The following is a 16,239-nucleotide window of genomic DNA, read 5'->3' on the forward strand; positions in this document are numbered from 1 at the left end:
ACTGACATCAATCAATCAACCGGCCGGCGCCCCTCCAAGGCTCGGCTGAGGGTGACCTCATCGGCGTATTCGAGTTCACTCCCCATCGGCAGGCCGTAGGCGATCCGGCTCACCGGACAGAAGGGCTTCAACAACCGTGCCAGATACAAGCTGGTGGTATCCCCCTCAACACTTGGGGTAAGGGCCAGGATCACCTCGGTGATCTCCTCCTTGCTGATCCGCTGCACCAATGAAGTCACATGGAGAAGCTCCGGACCAATGCCATCCATCGGCGAGATCAATCCACCGAGCACGTGATAGCGCCCTTGAAATTCGCGGGTGCGCTCCAACGCCAGAAGATCCCGTGAATCGGCCACCACGCAGATCACCCCATTGCGGCGCTCCGGGTTACGGCAGATCTCACACTCCGGCTCCGCGGAGAGGTGAAAGCAGGTCTGGCACTGGCCCACCTGGGTGCGGGCCGCTAAGAGGGCATCCGCGAACTGGTGGATCTGCTCCTCGGGCTGATTCAGAAGATGCAACGCAAGCCGCTGAGCCGTGCGCGGGCCGATGCCGGGCAGACGCTCGAACTGATCAATCAGTCGGGCCAACGGTTTGGTGAAGCCGCTCAGTGGTCTGCCGCCAATGCGAGGAATGTAGGAGTTGCGGAGATCATCTGCCGGAACAGACTTCCGAGGCGTATGAAGCTCAATGACTGACACCCCCCTTCAGCACAGCGAAGAAGCACCGGGGTTTGCGTTTCAGGTGGAGCACACCCTGCAGAGCGATTCGCAAGCGTTGGCCCTGCGGAAACTGAAGCGGCTGCTGGCAGCCGAACGCAATTGGACCGGCTGCCTGGGCACCGTTGGCCCCGATTTGGTCGATGCGAACACACCGAACCGCCTGATCACCCGCACCCACTGGAGGGATGTCGACTGTTTCGTGGGCTGGATGGTGAGCCGGGAACGTAGCCGGCTGTTGAGGGAAATGGACGGGCTCGGCTACAGCTGCTCCGCCGAAACCAACTGGAAGGGCTATGCCGCATGGGTGGCCGAGGACCAAGAGGCCGATGCTCCACCCATCTGGAAGGTGAACTTATTGGTGCTGCTGTGTCTGTACCCGACGGTGCTGATCCTGAACGGACTGATCAACCCGCTTGGGATGGGCTACTCCAGCGCAATTCTTGTGGGCAACGTCTGTTCGGTGGCGCTGACGGGTTGGCTGTTGGTGCCGGCGGCCCAGCGCGTCTATCGCCGCTGGATCAGCGGAAGCAACAGTGGGCGCGGCAACCAACTGGCGCTGCTCTCGATCGCGACTCTCCTTTGGCTGAGCTGGGCGATCAGTCAGCAGGTGTCGGGCTGACGCTCAATAGCGGGCTCCATCGGGCAACTGGCGGAACTCGGCCCAAACCGCCTGCGCTTCGTTCTGAAGGATCTGCTGCATCCGAATCTCCTTTTCAGGCATGGGCCTGCGAATGTCGTCATTAATGGCCCGATCGGAGAAAAGATCGTCGTAATCGCTCCAGGACGCCGCATAGAAGACCTGACGGATGTTGGCCCAATAGGCCGTGGAATAACACATCGGACAGCATTCACAACTCGAGTACATCACGCAGCCGCTGAGGTCCCAGTTATCGAGAGTTCGGCAGGCCTGGCGGATGGCATTGACCTCTGCATGGGCACTGGGGTCGTTGTCCTGAATCACGCTGTTGCCTGCGGCTGCGATGACCGCACCGTCCTTGACGATCACTGCTCCAAAGGGGCCGCCGGTTTTGTTCACAACGCCGGCATCACGCATCACCTTGATCGCCTGTCGCATGAAGGCTTGATCCTGATCCGATGCCATGACGTCCACCTCAACAAGCCACCCAAGGCTGGCAAAGGTCGCGATTTTGGGCAGCTCACAGCTATCAGGCCAAAGCGGCAGAATGACCAATGGATTGATCACCCTGTTAATGCAGCTCTTCCGATCTCTGAGTCGCGTGATTCTTTGCGGCGTCCTGGCTCTTGTGCTGGGTGCCTGCGCAGCGGGACCGACGGCAGGGCTGCAGTCGTACCAGAGCCCGGATGGCCGTTTCGCCTTCCTGTATCCCACCGGTTGGACCGAGGTTCAGGTGAGCAATGGGCCGCGGGTGGTGTTTCACGACCTGATCCACAGCGATGAGACCGTGAGCCTGATAATCAACAAGGTGAGCGAAGACAACGAACTCAATGAACTCGGCAGCGCCGTCGCGGTAGGTGAACGCTTGCGCCGAGAAGTGATCGCCACGGCTGGCAGTGGCCGCACCGCTGAGCTGGTGGAAGCGCAGGAGCGCGAGGTGAATGGCCACACGTTCTACGACCTGGAATACGCGGTGCACCTGGAAGACCGCGACCGTCATGAGCTAGCGACCGTGGTGGTCGACCGCGGCCGGCTTTACACCTTGGCAACAAGCGTCAACGAAGACCGTTGGAGCAAGGTTGGTGAAATCTGCGGCCGGGTGGTGCGCTCACTGACTCTGCTGATCTGATCAGAACAAAAATCTGAAGCGCTGACTGCTGGCCTCACTGGCATCTGCACCACTGCTCGACTTGGCCGGCCACTCCGTATCCAGGTAGCTGATGCCATCGGCGTTGAAAGGCACCGCATTCAAGCTGGAGGCATTGAGATCGGTGGTACCCATCGCTGTGATTAAGCCACCCAATTCCATCGGCCCCAGATCCGTCTCCAACGCCTGACCCGCAGCAGCAATCAAGGCCGGCAGGCGAATCAAATTCTGCGGTTGTTTCATTTGTTCGAATAGGCCTTTGAGGGCCAACTGCTGCCGTTCCAGCCGGCCGAAATCGCCGCGGCCGTCATTGCGCCAACGCAGAAAACCCTCAAGATCCTTGCCCTTCAATAGCTGAGGGCCTGGCTGCAGGTCGATCACCAAGTTCTGACTGCGATCGACGTAATACAGCCGCTTGGGAACATCCACCTCGATCCCTCCCACCAGGTTGGCCAGGGTTTCGATCGCATCCAGGCGCACCACGATGTGATGGCGGATCGGGCGATTCATCAGTCGAGACAACTCCCGCTCCACCGCCTCCACACCGCCGTATGCCATCAGCGCATTGAGCTTTATGCCCCCAAAGCCCTCAGCATCGATGTAGCTGTCGCGGGGAATCTGAGTAATCGTCGTGGTGGTGCCCTTCACCCGCACCGTGAAGATCACATCGGTGTTGTTACCAGTGCGGTCACGCCCCAGCACCACCACTTCCCTGGCACCGAAGCCAGTCCAGCCGGCGAATGGATTGGCCAGCGGCGCGGGCTGAGCTGCCGCCAAAGGTTGGTCTGCCGTGCTGGATGGTTCTGTGTTGATCAATCGGCTCAGCGGCACCGAAAGCATGAGGCCGCCGCTGAGACCCACCACCACAGCACAAACAACCGGCCACCTGGTGGCCTCAGAAGATGGCTTGGCAGGAGGGTCTTGTGCCATGGAATACCAGCTATCCAGCATCTTGGCGTGAAGATCCTGTCTCCGGTAGAGGGTCGGACGCCCTCCCGCTTAAACCAGAGGGTCGCTGATCACCATCGAGGCGCAGGGAAGCTGGCGGATCAATTTGCTGGTGCGATCACTGCCAGGAATCGGCAGACCCGCCACCCGTCGCCGCTGGGTGCGCAGGATCACCAGATCGTGCTCGCGGCTGAGTCGATGAATGGCCCCATCGATACCGGGTCCCCGCACGATCACGATGTGGAACCGCTCCGACGGAATCCCCGGTGGTCGCCAGCGAATCAGCTGCTGCTCCATCCACTGACGGTCCTGCCCGCTGAAGCGAGGGTCGTGCACATGCAGCAGGGTGATCCGGAGGCGCTGTTCCTCCGGGGCTGAATTGATCACCCGCAGCGCCAGTTCGAATTGCTCGCGAGCACTGGCGGAGAGGTCTTTGATCGGAACAAGGATCCGGCCCAGACCGCTGTCGGAGTCGCGGCCAAAGTTCACCACCACCACCGGACAGTGCGCTGTGCGGCAGACCCCATCAACAATGTCGCCCATCAGCCAAGCCCGCAGCTGATCCGTACGAGCAGCACCGATCAACAACAGGTCTGCAGCCTGTTCAAGCGCCGTGCGGCTCATGCCACCAGCAATATCCTCATCCAACCGCAGCAGACTGCGGGTGGGGACGGCCAACTGAGCGCCGATGGCCTCAGCCGTGCTGAGCCGGCCGCGAGCCGCTGCAACCGCCCGGTTCAAGCCGCCGCGCATCTCCTCGAGGCTGGGATTCACCATTGCCAGAGGAAGCAGCAGACCTTCAGCCCCCGACGAGCCCCGCACCAAGCGAGCCGCCATGCTCAACAGCCCCTTCTCGGTGCTGGGGTTGGCCACGGGCACCACGATCCGCAAGGGGCGCTGAACAACCTCGTTGACGCCATCAAGAACTGCCGCCTCCTCCCCGAAGCTGACCGGCACCGCATCCGGACTGGGATCCTTGAGCCGGGTCACCGACTGCTCGGTAAGGATCGGCCCCAGGGTGGCCGTCACCACCATCACCGCCAGCACGCTGTTCAGCACGGTCTGATTGAGCAGACCCGCCTGATAGCCGATGAATGCGGTGGCCAGAGTCGCCGCCACCTTGGGCATCGTCAACGACCACATCATCAAAATCTGGGCGCGGCGATAGCCGAACAGCCGTCCGCTGAGCCACGACGCCAGCCCCTTGCCGCCGATCGCACCCACCAGCATCAACGCGGTGAACTGAAAATTGCTCAGGCTCTGCCCCAGGCTGCCCAGATCCAACAGCAATCCCAGATCAATGAAGAAGATCGGGATGAACAGCACCCCACCCACGAAGATCACCTGTTCCTTGACCCGGCCTTCGGGCAAGACGGAATTCACCGCCAGGCCGGCCAAGAAGGCGCCGACAATCTTCTCAACGCCAGCCAGCTCAGCGCCCAGGGAAGCCAGGAACAAGGCCACCAAAACGGCGAGCACCATCCTGTTTTCATCGCTGATGCCGCGCAGCACCAGGCGGCGGCCCAGCCAGCGGATGCCCAGCACCACAACCAAGGCAAAGATGCCGATTTTGAGAAGCAACAGGCTGAGGCCCATGCCGCTGAGGCTTCCCTGACCCAGACCAAGACCCACCGCCAACAGCAGCAGGGCCACGATGTCGGTGAAGATTGTGCTGCCCACACTCACCACCACCGACTCATCCTTCTGGGCGCCGTAGCTGCGCACGATCGGATAGCCAAGCGGGGTGTGGGTGGCCATCAAGGCACCGAGCAACAGGCACGACACCGAAGCAAAACCAGCCAAGAGACCGATCGACACGCCCGTTCCCACACCGATCAACAGGATCAGCAGGCCATAAATGAAAGATCGGCGTTTGACCCGGTTGAACTCCTCCAGGTCAATTTCCAGACCCATCGTGAACAGCAAATACACCGCCCCGAGATCTGAAAGCAGCCGAACCGTTTCGCTGGTGCTGTCGACCCAGTTCAAAGCGTGGGGCCCCACGACCACGCCGGCCGCCAGCAATCCCACCAGATCAGGCAGACCGAGCCGCCGGATCAACGGCGGCACCGCCGCACTGATGGCCACCAACAGCGAAAACACCCCGAGGGGGTGATGCATGACATGGCTGATCGAGGCCTGCATGGCCATGGCTGCACCGCCGGCTTGCGGACCCAGCATGGTCACCGCGCCGGCCGCCAACAACGCTTGCTTCAGGAAGAAATAACCCCTTCTCCGGCCTGCACCTGCCAGAGATTGGTGTAGATCCCGCCTTCGGCCACCAGATTGTCGTGGCAGCCCTGTTCCACAATCCGGCCTTGATCCATCACCACAATCCAGTCGGCATGGCGGACTGTGCTCAACCGATGGGCAATCACCAGGGTTGTGCGGTGCTGAGTGATCTGAGCCAACGATCGCTGGATGGCAGCTTCGGTGTCGTTGTCCACCGCTGCGGTGGCTTCGTCGAGCACCAGCACTGGAGCGTCCTTGAGAATGGCGCGGGCCAGAGCAATGCGCTGGCGCTGCCCGCCGGATAGACGCTGGCCCCGTTCGCCAACCAAGGTGTCATAGCCCTGGGGCAAGGCATCGATGAATCCGGAGGCTTCCGCTAAGCGAGCGGCCTGCTCAATCGCCACCGGGTCGGGATCCGCCACCCCATAGGCGATGTTCTCGGCAACGGTGCCATGGAAGAGGTAGACGTCTTGACTAACCAGGGCGATGCAACGGCGCAGGTCCTGAAGCTGCAGGGTGTCGATGGGGACACCATCCAGGCAGATGCGTCCGCCATCGCGCTCATACAGACGCAACAAGAGTTTCACCACCGTGCTCTTGCCGGAACCTGTGGCCCCGACGATGCCCAGGGTCGAGCCTGCTGGAACTGTTAGATCAAAGCCCTGCAACAGCGCTGAACGCCCTGAATAGGCGAAATCAACCGCTTCAAAGCGAATCTCACCCCGCAGCCGCTGCGGATCCACAGGGACCATCCCTCCCTGAATCATCACCGGCGTATCGATCAGATCAAGCACCCGCTGCGTGGATGCCATCGAGCGCTGGTATTCATCCAGGGTTCGGCCAATGGCGGTCAACGGCCACAAAAGCCTCTGGGTAATGAACACCAGAACGCTGTAGGTGGCGACCGGCAGTTCACCGGCCAAGGCCTTGAAGCCACCGATCAACAGAATCGCCAAGAAGGCGAACAGGATCGCGAAGCGGATCAAGGGAATGAAGGCTGCCGAGAGTCGGATCGCACGGGCGTTGCTCTGGCGGTAGGCCAGGCTTTCAGCGCGCAGGCGCTCCAGTTCGAGAGTCTCTGCAGTGAAGCTCTTGATCGTGAGCATCCCCCCCAAGTTGTTGGCGAGCCGGGAGGCGAGATCACCAGCCCTTGCCCGCACTTCCCGATAACGCGGCGCCAGCTGGCGCTGAAAATGAAGTGATCCCCAGAGAATCACCGGGATCGGCAAATAGGCGAACAGGGCCACCTCCGGCGCCACCATCGCCATGCCAATGCCTACCACCAGAACGGTGGTGATCAACTGCAGGATCTGATTGGCACCTCGATCCAGAAAGCGTTCGAGCTGATTGATGTCGTCATTGAGCACCGACATCAGACGACCGGTGCTGTCCTGCTCGAAAAAGGCCAGCTCCAGCTTCTGTAGATGGTCGTAGGCCTCGAGCCGCAGGCTGTGTTGTGTGGTCTGCGCCAGGTTGCGCCAGAGCACGTCGTAGAGGTACTCGAACAGCGACTCCGCCGCCCAGATCACAAAGGTGAGCAGGGCCAGCATCCACAGTTGCTGTCCCGCCGTCTTCAGACCAAAGTCCGCCAACACAGATTGCTCACCACGCAACACCACATCCAGGGCAAGACCGATCAAGGCTGGTGGCGCCAGATCGAACAGCTTGTTGAGCAGAGAGCAGCTCACTGCAGCGAGCACCAAACGACGCTGCGGGGCGAGGTGACGCAGCAACCGCATCAACGGTGAGCGGCTTGCTGAAGCTTTGCTGAGGGTTGGTTCCAACAGGGTTTTCTCCCTCTGAAGACGCACTACAACGGAAGAACAACCGAAGGAGGTGCCATGAGCCGATCAAGGTCGTTCAACCGCTTTCACCGTTACTTGGCACGGCAAAAACGCCGTGGACTGCGGGCTGTGTTGCCGCAGCTCCAGAATCACCAAGACAACCAACCAGGCCCAGTCGACGGCAGCGCGGATCGTCTGCATCAACTGAGCCAACGTGAAATGGAGTTGGACCTGTTGGACGCCGAGGCTTAAGCCTCAGCCGCGGTAACCGCCGCCGCCGCTACCGCCACGGGGGCCGCCGGAACGCTCCCGGGGGGTGGCTTTACTCACGCGAATCATGCGGCCCATCCACTCGACGTCCTGGAGGTCGTCGATGGCTTTCTGTTCATCGGCATCGTTGGCCATCTCGACGAAGGCGAAACCGCGTTTGCGACCTGTCTCCCGATCCAAGGGAAGGCTGCAGTTTTTGACCTCGCCGTACTCAGTGAAGAGATCAACGAGGTGCTCTTGCTCCGCCTGGAACGAAAGATTGCCGATGTAGATGGTCATGGACCGTGGAACCGTTGGACTTGATCGATCGCTTGAGCCGGTTCCGAAAGCTCGGAAAGTGCCAGTGCTCAAACGTGAACCCGATGACGTTACAGGGCAGTCGTATGAAACAACACAAAAAAAAGAAGCAATTCCGAAGACCTGCCCGTGATTCGCCGTTCCACACCATTGTCAGAAGACCCTGACAGAGAAGTGAGATGACATTCGACAGCCTTTACTGCCAAGCCCTGTGCTGGACCACTGACGGGGAACTGGATCCTGGTGACAAGCTTGTGCTGCTCAACAGCCTGATTCCTCAGTCCACACCAACTGAGCAAATCGAGCTGATTCAGGTCGTGGAGAAGCTGGCCCTGCTTCAGCCTGAAGTCACCGTTCAGGTGTGCAATCTCTAACCCAAATCGAGCCCCTGGGATCAGAAGGCGTAGGCCTCAGCCGCCTTGGCCTTGCAGGAGGCTTGGGCCCCCGTGATTCCAGCCCCGTTCTGCACCTCCGCCAGGAAACAGCGGCAGGTGTCTTCCACCATGCCTTCAGGAGGAACCTTCCCAGCGCTCTGCAACTCGGCCTTGACGGCCGCTCTGCAGAACTGGGTGATCAGGCTGTTGTCCGAAGCCACTACCGAAACAGGGGCCAAGACCAGGGCAACAGCCAGAAGCTTGCGCATCAGGAGGCCTGAGTGATCTGCAGTTCGCGGTTCATCACCCGCAAGCGACGCAGATTGTTGAACACATCCTCGGGCATGCCCTTAGGCAGGTCCACCAGGCTGTGGTTATCAAAGATCTGAATGCGACCGATCATCCGTCCCTGCAGACCGGTCTCGCCAGCAATAGCTCCTACCAAGTTGCCCGGCTTCACCCGATCGCGGTGGCCCACCTCAACCCGGTAACGCTGCATGTTCTCCTCGGGAGCCCGCGCCGGTCGGTCGCGCCGCTCTCGGCGTTCTCCCCCATTCCGATCGCGGTCACGGTCGTTGCGACGGGTGTTCTGAATCCAGTCATCGTCCCCTTTACGCAGAAGCGGATCAGGACCGATCGCCAAATTGAGAGCCGCCATGGCCAGTTGCTCAGGGCTCAATTCCAGCTCAGTTGCCACCCGCTGCATCAACTCCTGAAGCAGGGCCGCTTCGTCGGCATCGGATCGTTCCGACTGAGCCGCATCACTCAAGCGCTTGCGCAGACGGTCAAGACGTCCCTGGTTGATCGCCGTGTTGCCGGGTACTTCGATCGCTTCGATCGGCTGACCGGTAGCCCGCTCGAGGTTGCGAATGAAGCGTCGTTCCCGTGGGGTCACAAACAGAACGGCTTCACCGGTCCGACCGGCCCGGCCCGTCCGGCCGATGCGGTGCACATAGGCCTCGCTATCGAACGGCATGTCGTAGTTGATCACCAAACCGATGCGCTCAACATCGAGACCGCGGGCCGCAACGTCGGTGGCCACAAGGATGTCGACCGATCCACTGCGAAGCCGCTCCACCGTGCGTTCCCGCTGGTTCTGCGGAACGTCGCCGTTGAGAACCGCCACCTGATGGCCGCCTGCTTCGAGGGTTTCGGCCACCGTCAGGGTGATCGCTTTGGTTCTGGCGAAGATGATTACACCCTCACCACCACAGGCATCCAGAACCCGTTGCAGGGCCTCGAGCTTGTGCGGCATCGGCACCGTGATCGAACGCTGGCGGATTCGCTTGCCTTCCTGATCCTTGGTGCGGATCGTGACCTCAGCAGGGTCCTTGAGATAACGCTTGGACAGGCGACGGATCTCCGGCGGCATCGTCGCCGAGAACAGCACCACCTGCCGCTGCTCAGGCAACTGGCCAAGGATCCACTCCACATCGTCGATGAAGCCCATGCGGAGCATTTCGTCCGCTTCATCAAGCACAAGGCTTCGCAGCCCACTGGTATCGAGCGTGCCCTGCCGCATGTGATCCATCACCCGTCCAGGGGTGCCCACCACCACATCAACCCCGCGCCTGAGGGCACTGATCTGAGAGCGGAAATCCGTGCCGCCGTAGACCGCAAGCACCTTCAGGTGGGGATGGCCGGCGGAATAGGCCTTGAAGGAATCGGCCACCTGCATCGCCAGCTCCCGGGTGGGGGCAAGCACCAGGGCCTGGGGGGTTTTCTGGCCGCTCTCCAGACGCTCAAGCAACGGCAACGCAAACGCTGCTGTTTTGCCGGTGCCGGTCTGGGCCTGACCCACCAGATCACGGCCAAGCATCAGCTCGGGGAATGCCGCCTTCTGAATTGGGGACGGTTCGCTGTATCCCTTATCAGCCAAGGTGCGCATCATGGCTTCGCTAAAGCCAAAACCAGCAAAACCGGACTCCGGTTCAGACGGCGTGATGGTGGTGGTGAACACCTCAGCATTCGGTTCAGATTCCGGAAGAGCCGATGCAGAAAGATCGACTGCGCAGGCGGAATCGTCGCGCTGCTGCTGCTGTTCAGTCATAGAAGGTGGCTTCGCCTGATTGATCTCTGAAATCAGGCTCACAACCTCCCTGCAACCGAAACAGTTGCGCTCTGGTTGTGTTGCCTACGCTTCAAAGGTTGAAGTTAAATTTATCACCCGGCCGTAATCATCCTGCAGGCGTTCGATGTCGTCTTCCCGCAGATCCTCACCATGCTGAACCTCGAGAATCAGCAAATCAGTGTCGTCTGCACGGGCGCGATGCACGGCGCCGCAAGGGATGGAGAGCATGACGCCAGTGCTGGCCGGTTGCGAGTGATCACCGCAGAGCAGAGCACCTGAACCAGACACCACGGTCCAACTTTCGCTGCGGTGATGATGCCGCTGCAGAGACAACTGCTGCCCGGCCCGTACAAGCAAGCGTTTAACCAAATAGTTCTCCCCCTGGACCAACGTTTCGTACCAGCCCCAGGGACGCTCAACACGCATCAGTTCACCCGAGTCAGATCACTGTCACCAGGTCAAGGCTGACACGGGCACGGGTAATGGCTGTGTACAGCAATCGGCGTTGATGATCAGCAGCCGGTCCATCCTCCAGGGGATCAGGCCAGAGCACGATCACCCGATCCGCCTCACTGCCCTGGGCCCGATGGATGGTGAGGGCGACAGCAGGCTCCAAGCGGCGCAAACGGGCTGGATGGAAGCGGCGAACCTCCAGCTGGCCATCAGGGTCCATCACCTGAAACAGCAAACGTCGTTTGGAACCGGCCCCGATGGCAACACCGAGGTCGCCATTGGCTAAACCGAGTTCCGGTTGGTTGCTGCCGCAGATCACCGGCAACCCGACCGGCCATCGCTCGACCTTGAGCAGGGCACTCGCCCCCAGCAGCGTGCGGTGAACATCCTCAAGGCTCCAGGGCCCCCGACGGCGTGGACACAGCAGCAGGTCCTGCTCAAGGGCCTCAAACAACGACCGGGAGGCTGCCATCAGCTCCTGGTCGCTACAGCGGTCAAGGTCACGCGCCAGCACCTCCAATTGTTTGAGGCGCTGCATCCAGCGCTCACGCACTAACGCCGGAAAACGACGCAGGGGGCTGGGATGCACCTGAAGATTGGCCTGTTCGGGCAAAGCAGGCAGATCCGCTGCGAATGCCGTCAGATCCCCTTGGCGCAGCTGCTGCGCCATCTCGGCCAGGGCACCTCGGTTGCGATAGGTGCGCTCCAAATGCACCGCACCGGCGCCGAAACGGTCGCGCACCTCGGGCTGCTGAAGCCGATGCCAGACCGCTCCACTTCCCACCGGAGGCAGCTGGGCTGGATCCCCCACCAACAGCAGCCGACAAGCGCTGGGCAACGCCTCCAGCAAGGCCTGGGTCAGGGCCAGATCCAACATCGACATTTCATCGATCACCAGGAGGTCCAACTCCAAAGGGCGATGACGGTGTCTGCCGAATCCACGGCTGCCAGCCTCGAGCCAGCGGTGGAGGGTGCTGCAGGGCAACGGAGCCCGCTCGGACAGCACCGCATCCCCCAGGCGCCGGGCTGCCTTACCGGTGGGTGCCGCCAATCCGATGCGTAAGCCGGGATCGCGTGCTTCCGCCCGGGCCAGGATCTCAACCACAGTGCTGGTTTTGCCCGTGCCGGGGCCACCGCTGAGCAGCACGACAGAGGCCAGATCCAGGGCGCGCACGGCGGCGCACTGTTCAGGATTGAGACGAGCCGACAGCCCTGGGTCGGCATCGTTGAAGGGCTCCGGGAAGGAAGCATGGGCCCGCTCCACCAGCTCGTCCACCACCTGCTCCATGGCCTGCAACCAGCGACGCCAGCCCAGCCGGTCGCCCTGACGAAGCAGGGGGGAGGTCTCCCCCTGCAGCCATCCACTGGCTTCAGCAACGACCAAACGTTCCGGTGTGAGAGCCACCGTCAACTCCCCCTGCTCCAACGCCAAGACAAGGTCGCGACTGAGCTCCTCCAACTCCGGACCATCGACTTGCGGCGGAATCCGACGCCGCAAAGCGGCATGCAGACCGGCCGTAAAGCCGGAAGGCCAACCACTGTTTCCCAGGGGCAGGAGCTCCGTCACGACGTCACCTCAGACAGGGCACGATCAAGAGCTGCGATGCGATCAAGCGGCACGGATTCGACGATGCGGCCAGGGCCGACAGGACCCTCTGGAGAGGCACTCATCGATCCGGGCATCCCCCGCAAGAAGCAGTAGACATACCCCCCCAGATGCCGCTCGGGGGCGTAATCCGGCAGCCGCCAACGCAGATGTCGATGCAGGGCCACCAGGTAGAGGTGCGCCTGAAGGGGGTAGTGGTGATGAAGCATCTGATCCTCCATCGCGTCCTGGGAGTAGTGATGCGGACCGCACAGCCCGGGTTCAACACCGGTGCGCCGCTCACCGATCCAGTTGCTCTTCCAGTCGAGGACCCACCAGCGCTTGTGCTGGGGGTCCTGGAACACCAGATCGATCGACCCGGTGAGAAAGCCACGACTGTTGATCGACAACGACGCCAAAGAAGGGCTGTAGGACGCACCAAAACGGGCTTGGGCATCGAAGGCAAAGGCAGCGACCAGATCGGCTGTACGCACGTGCTGAACCGGCAGATCAAAGCTGAGTTCGGGCAGGCGCTGGTCCGGGCCCAGCTCATCCAGCGACAACGACCCCAACGGTCCGCCCAGGGGCGTCTGAAGCACCTGATCCAAGCCCGTCAACACATCGTTCTGCAAGCCTGGATCGAGGCCAGCCCGCCGTAACTCGGCGGCGATCAGCTCCAGTCGTTCGCTTGGCTCCGGCGCCTCTGCTGCGGTGAAGGGGAACTGTTCGAGAATCCGATGCAGGCAATCCCCCGCCGCGGCTCCACGGGGGAAGGCCGCCAAAGGCCCTGTCTCAGACCACTCTGGTTCCGCAACTGCCGAGACAACTTCCTCGGCCCCTGGGTCACGATCGCGCCCATGCTCATGGAGCCGAATCTCGTCGGATGAGGCAATCCAGGCTGAGTAACTGGCCCGTCCCCAACTCCGATCGATGCGCTTGGGAATCGGACCCAAGGCCAACATCTCCTCCCGCAGCGGAGGCCGCCAACGCGCCCCACTGGGCAGGCTCTCCGCCAGGGGAGAGATGCGGACAGAAACCTCTCGCTCGCCCAGGGCATCACTCAGCCGTTGATCGGTCAGGCTTTCGATCGCGTCTCCAGCCGCCTCAGCACCAAAGAGCCAGGCAGGCATGGGCGAGCCCTCCTGACCAAAGGCTCGAGCCCAGATCAGGATGAGCTGGGATTTGGCTCGGGTCACCGCGACATAGGCCAGCCGCTCGGCCTCGGCCATGGCCTCCTGCTGCGCCTGTTGCGCCGCTTGCCAGCCCTCACCCCAGTGGACATCCACCCGAACCAGGCACTCACCAGAACTCGGATCACGCCAAAGCGGGCCAGCAACAGCTGGGGGTGACTCCCAGAGATACGGGCAAATCACCACCGGATATTCGAGACCCTTGCTGCGGTGAACAGTGACCACGGCGATGGCGCTGTCGGCCTGATCGCTGTGGGGCTGGCGCGCTTCCGGCACGGGCCGACTGGGGTGTAACCGCTCCCGCCGCAACCAATCCGCAGCAGTGGCCACGTCCAGTCCCTGGCGGTGCATCGCTTCCTGCACCAGCCGAGCTGCCTGCTGAAGATCCCCCAACATCCGCCCCCGTTCCGACAAACCCGCCAACTGTTCCCCCTTCAGCAGGTCGGCCAGCGCTCCGAGCAGGCCCAGCCGGGGCATCAACTCAGCCAGTCCACGCAATTGCAGAGCCAGCTGATCCAACCGGTCCTGGTCCAGGCCATTTGGCGGTATGCCCATCAATCCCGAGCAGGCCAGCAAGCGCAGGCGAACGTCATCGCCCGGTTCTGCCAGCGCATCGAGGAACCACTGCAAAAGCAGGGCGGCTTCACTCTCGAGCACATCCCCCTGCGTCACCAGCCGCGTAGGGAGGCCACAGGCACCTAGGGCGCGCCGCAGCGCTTCAGCCTGCTGATGGCGGCTCACCAACACACACAGGTCAGCGGGGTTGAGGTTGTCCTGTTGCTGCAGTTGCTCCAGCACCATTGCAGCGAGGCGCTGGGGCATCTCCTCCTCCAAGGCACTGCGGGTGGATGGCAACTCGGTGGAGATCAACTGCAGTTGCAACGCCGCGGCGTCCTGTGGTGGCATTGCAGAGCTGCGGGGCTGCACCGCGGGCACTGGGAGCCCAGAGCGGGGGAGACCAGGAGCCATCAACCGGTTCAACGCCTCCATCAACGGTGCCGTCGTGCGAAAGTTGTCGAGCAGGTGATCGATCCGCTCCACCTGCTGCCGGGCCGCCATATAGGTCGCTAGATCACCGCCGCGAAAGCGGTAGATCGCTTGCTTGGGATCCCCGACCATCAGCAGCAGATGGCGTTCACCATCGCCGAAGGCCCGCTGCAAGAGGCGCCACTGCACAGGGTCGGTGTCCTGAAACTCATCCACCATCACGGCCCGATAGCGCTGTTGCAGCGACGCAAGCCAAGCGACGTCGCCATCACCGGGATCCATCGCCGCCAACAATCCGGCAAAGGTGATCACACCGCGACGGCGACGGCGGCGGTCCAGCTCCTGCAAGCCTCGCTCCAGCAAGTACTGCCAGGTGCGCTCCAACGGTGCATCCCAGAGCGCTGCGATGGCGGCCTGCAATCCCGGCATCACAAGGCTGGGGTCGGTTTCACCGCACTTCCGCGCGATACGGCACCAACTGGAGGGGTGGAAGTACTCCTTCAGTGGCTTCTCATGGGATGCAATCTCCAGCAGCGAGGGAACAGCCATCTGGACACTGAGCCACTGATTGATCTGCGCACAGCGATCGCTCTTGGGCTTGGCGGAGTAGGGGGTGGTGGAACCACATCCCTGGGCTTTCCATTGTTCCGCGGCCTGGCGGAACCCGGCATCAAGGGCGGCATGGTCCCGGTGCCAGAGCGGGAGAAAGTCCTCCCAGAGTTGCGCCACCCAGTGGTCCAGCTGCGGTGCGAGGGAGCCGTCCACATCGATTGCCGCTTCGCTGGCTCTGAAGCGCGGCTGCTGTTCACCATCGAGTTGCGCCAACCCCCTGCGGAGAGCCTGCGGGGAGAGTCCACGCTGACGTAAACCCTTGAGCTGGTCCGGCGGCAGGCTCAACAGCTCCTGTTGCCAGAGGTCCTGCACCACTTCGGCCTGAAGCGCGGTGGCATCGGGGTCGAGCTGGGGCTCCATCGCAGCACCGTTGCTGAGGGCCAAACGGCGAAGACTGCGTCGGCAAAAGCCATGAATAGTGGTGATATCAGCCCGGTCCAGCTGCTCCAGAGCCACCAGCAAGCGGCGAATCCAAAGCTGACGCGCATCCCCTGAGTCCGTTCCCGCCAGCCAATCCTCAAGAACAGGATCTGGGGCGGAAGCATCTCGACCCTGCTCCAGTTGCTCCAGACCCTGCAACGCCTGCTGCAGGCGTTGGCCGATGCGGGAACGCAGCTCTTCAGCCGCCGCATCGGTGAACGTCACCACCAACAGACTGTCGAGAGCGTGATCGGCCTCCGTAATCAGACGGAGACAGAGATGGGCCAGGGCAAAGGTTTTGCCTGTCCCAGCACTTGCCTCGAGCAAGCGGACCCCGGGACTGAGGGGGTAAGAGTTGGCATCGAAGCGCTGAGCCATAGATGAAGTCTGATCGGCACAGACCTCAAGAGCAGTGTTAACTTCTATGAAGTTGCCGGCGAAAGCTGCGAACTGGACTGGGTGCTTTCACATCCCAGAACAGAAGACGACCTGAGCGAGGGCCTGAAGAAC

At 61.8% G+C, this 16,239-nt stretch carries 15 protein-coding genes; 4 read left to right on the forward strand and 11 right to left on the reverse strand.

Features of this window, described 5'->3' with window-relative positions:
• Nucleotides 1-11 precede the first annotated feature (11 nt).
• A complete protein-coding gene (gene recR, locus FZX13_RS04385; protein WP_226398153.1) occupies nucleotides 12-590 on the reverse strand; it encodes a recombination mediator RecR in 579 nt (192 codons plus the stop codon).
• Nucleotides 591-690: 100 nt separating this feature from the next.
• Between recR and FZX13_RS04390 the strand changes: the two genes are divergently transcribed.
• Nucleotides 691-1,341 (forward strand): hypothetical protein, encoded by a 651-nt coding sequence (locus tag FZX13_RS04390; protein WP_226407648.1) that lies wholly within the window; start codon nucleotides 691-693, stop codon nucleotides 1,339-1,341.
• Between the two features lie 3 nt (nucleotides 1,342-1,344).
• Here the strand turns inward: FZX13_RS04390 and FZX13_RS04395 are convergent, their stop codons facing one another.
• Entirely contained in the window at nucleotides 1,345-1,824 is a 480-nt protein-coding gene (locus tag FZX13_RS04395) for a nucleoside deaminase (RefSeq protein ID WP_226407650.1), read from the reverse strand.
• 109 nt (nucleotides 1,825-1,933) lie between these two features.
• Between FZX13_RS04395 and psbP the strand changes: the two genes are divergently transcribed.
• On the forward strand, nucleotides 1,934-2,488 hold the full coding sequence (psbP, locus tag FZX13_RS04400) for a photosystem II reaction center PsbP (RefSeq protein ID WP_226407652.1): 555 nt from the start codon (nucleotides 1,934-1,936) through the stop codon (nucleotides 2,486-2,488).
• Here psbP and FZX13_RS04405 read toward each other — a convergent pair whose 3' ends face one another.
• From FZX13_RS04405 to FZX13_RS04415, 3 genes are all read right to left on the reverse strand, one after another.
• Entirely contained in the window at nucleotides 2,489-3,436 is a 948-nt protein-coding gene (locus FZX13_RS04405; RefSeq protein WP_226407654.1) for an LCP family protein, read from the reverse strand.
• 69 nt (nucleotides 3,437-3,505) lie between these two features.
• Nucleotides 3,506-5,605, reverse strand: a complete 2,100-nt coding sequence (locus FZX13_RS04410; protein ID WP_226408249.1) for a cation:proton antiporter — start codon at nucleotides 5,603-5,605, stop codon at nucleotides 3,506-3,508.
• 62 nt (nucleotides 5,606-5,667) lie between these two features.
• Nucleotides 5,668-7,425, reverse strand: a complete 1,758-nt coding sequence (locus FZX13_RS04415) for an ABC transporter ATP-binding protein (RefSeq protein WP_226407656.1) — start codon at nucleotides 7,423-7,425, stop codon at nucleotides 5,668-5,670.
• 102 nt (nucleotides 7,426-7,527) lie between these two features.
• On the opposite strand from FZX13_RS04415, the gene FZX13_RS04420 reads away from it, so the two are divergent.
• Complete coding sequence (locus FZX13_RS04420) at nucleotides 7,528-7,722, forward strand: hypothetical protein (RefSeq protein WP_226398087.1); 195 nt, start codon at nucleotides 7,528-7,530, stop codon at nucleotides 7,720-7,722.
• A gap of 3 nt (nucleotides 7,723-7,725) precedes the next feature.
• Here FZX13_RS04420 and FZX13_RS04425 read toward each other — a convergent pair whose 3' ends face one another.
• On the reverse strand, nucleotides 7,726-8,019 hold the full coding sequence (locus FZX13_RS04425; protein WP_226407658.1) for an RNA-binding protein: 294 nt from the start codon (nucleotides 8,017-8,019) through the stop codon (nucleotides 7,726-7,728).
• Nucleotides 8,020-8,216: 197 nt separating this feature from the next.
• On the opposite strand from FZX13_RS04425, the gene FZX13_RS04430 reads away from it, so the two are divergent.
• Nucleotides 8,217-8,411 carry a hypothetical protein gene (locus FZX13_RS04430; protein WP_226398089.1) on the forward strand — a complete coding sequence of 65 codons (195 nt, stop codon included), beginning with the start codon at nucleotides 8,217-8,219 and terminating at the stop codon, nucleotides 8,409-8,411.
• A 20-nt stretch (nucleotides 8,412-8,431) separates the two neighbouring features.
• Here the strand turns inward: FZX13_RS04430 and FZX13_RS04435 are convergent, their stop codons facing one another.
• From FZX13_RS04435 to FZX13_RS04455, 5 genes are all read right to left on the reverse strand, one after another.
• Entirely contained in the window at nucleotides 8,432-8,680 is a 249-nt protein-coding gene (locus tag FZX13_RS04435; RefSeq protein ID WP_226407660.1) for a hypothetical protein, read from the reverse strand.
• Complete coding sequence (locus tag FZX13_RS04440) at nucleotides 8,680-10,461, reverse strand: DEAD/DEAH box helicase (RefSeq protein ID WP_115093025.1); 1,782 nt, start codon at nucleotides 10,459-10,461, stop codon at nucleotides 8,680-8,682. Before FZX13_RS04440 ends, FZX13_RS04435 begins: the two co-directional genes overlap by 1 nt.
• An 84-nt stretch (nucleotides 10,462-10,545) precedes the next feature.
• Entirely contained in the window at nucleotides 10,546-10,908 is a 363-nt protein-coding gene (locus FZX13_RS04445; RefSeq protein ID WP_226407662.1) for a phosphomannose isomerase type II C-terminal cupin domain, read from the reverse strand.
• A gap of 13 nt (nucleotides 10,909-10,921) precedes the next feature.
• Nucleotides 10,922-12,502 (reverse strand): AAA family ATPase, encoded by a 1,581-nt coding sequence (locus FZX13_RS04450; RefSeq protein WP_226407664.1) that lies wholly within the window; start codon nucleotides 12,500-12,502, stop codon nucleotides 10,922-10,924.
• On the reverse strand, nucleotides 12,499-16,107 hold the full coding sequence (locus FZX13_RS04455; protein ID WP_226407666.1) for a UvrD-helicase domain-containing protein: 3,609 nt from the start codon (nucleotides 16,105-16,107) through the stop codon (nucleotides 12,499-12,501). The genes FZX13_RS04450 and FZX13_RS04455 overlap by 4 nt, the downstream gene beginning before the upstream one ends.
• Nucleotides 16,108-16,239 lie beyond the last annotated feature (132 nt).

Source organism: Synechococcus sp. MU1625 (assembly GCF_020514205.1).
GTDB lineage: Bacteria > Cyanobacteriota > Cyanobacteriia > PCC-6307 > Cyanobiaceae > Parasynechococcus.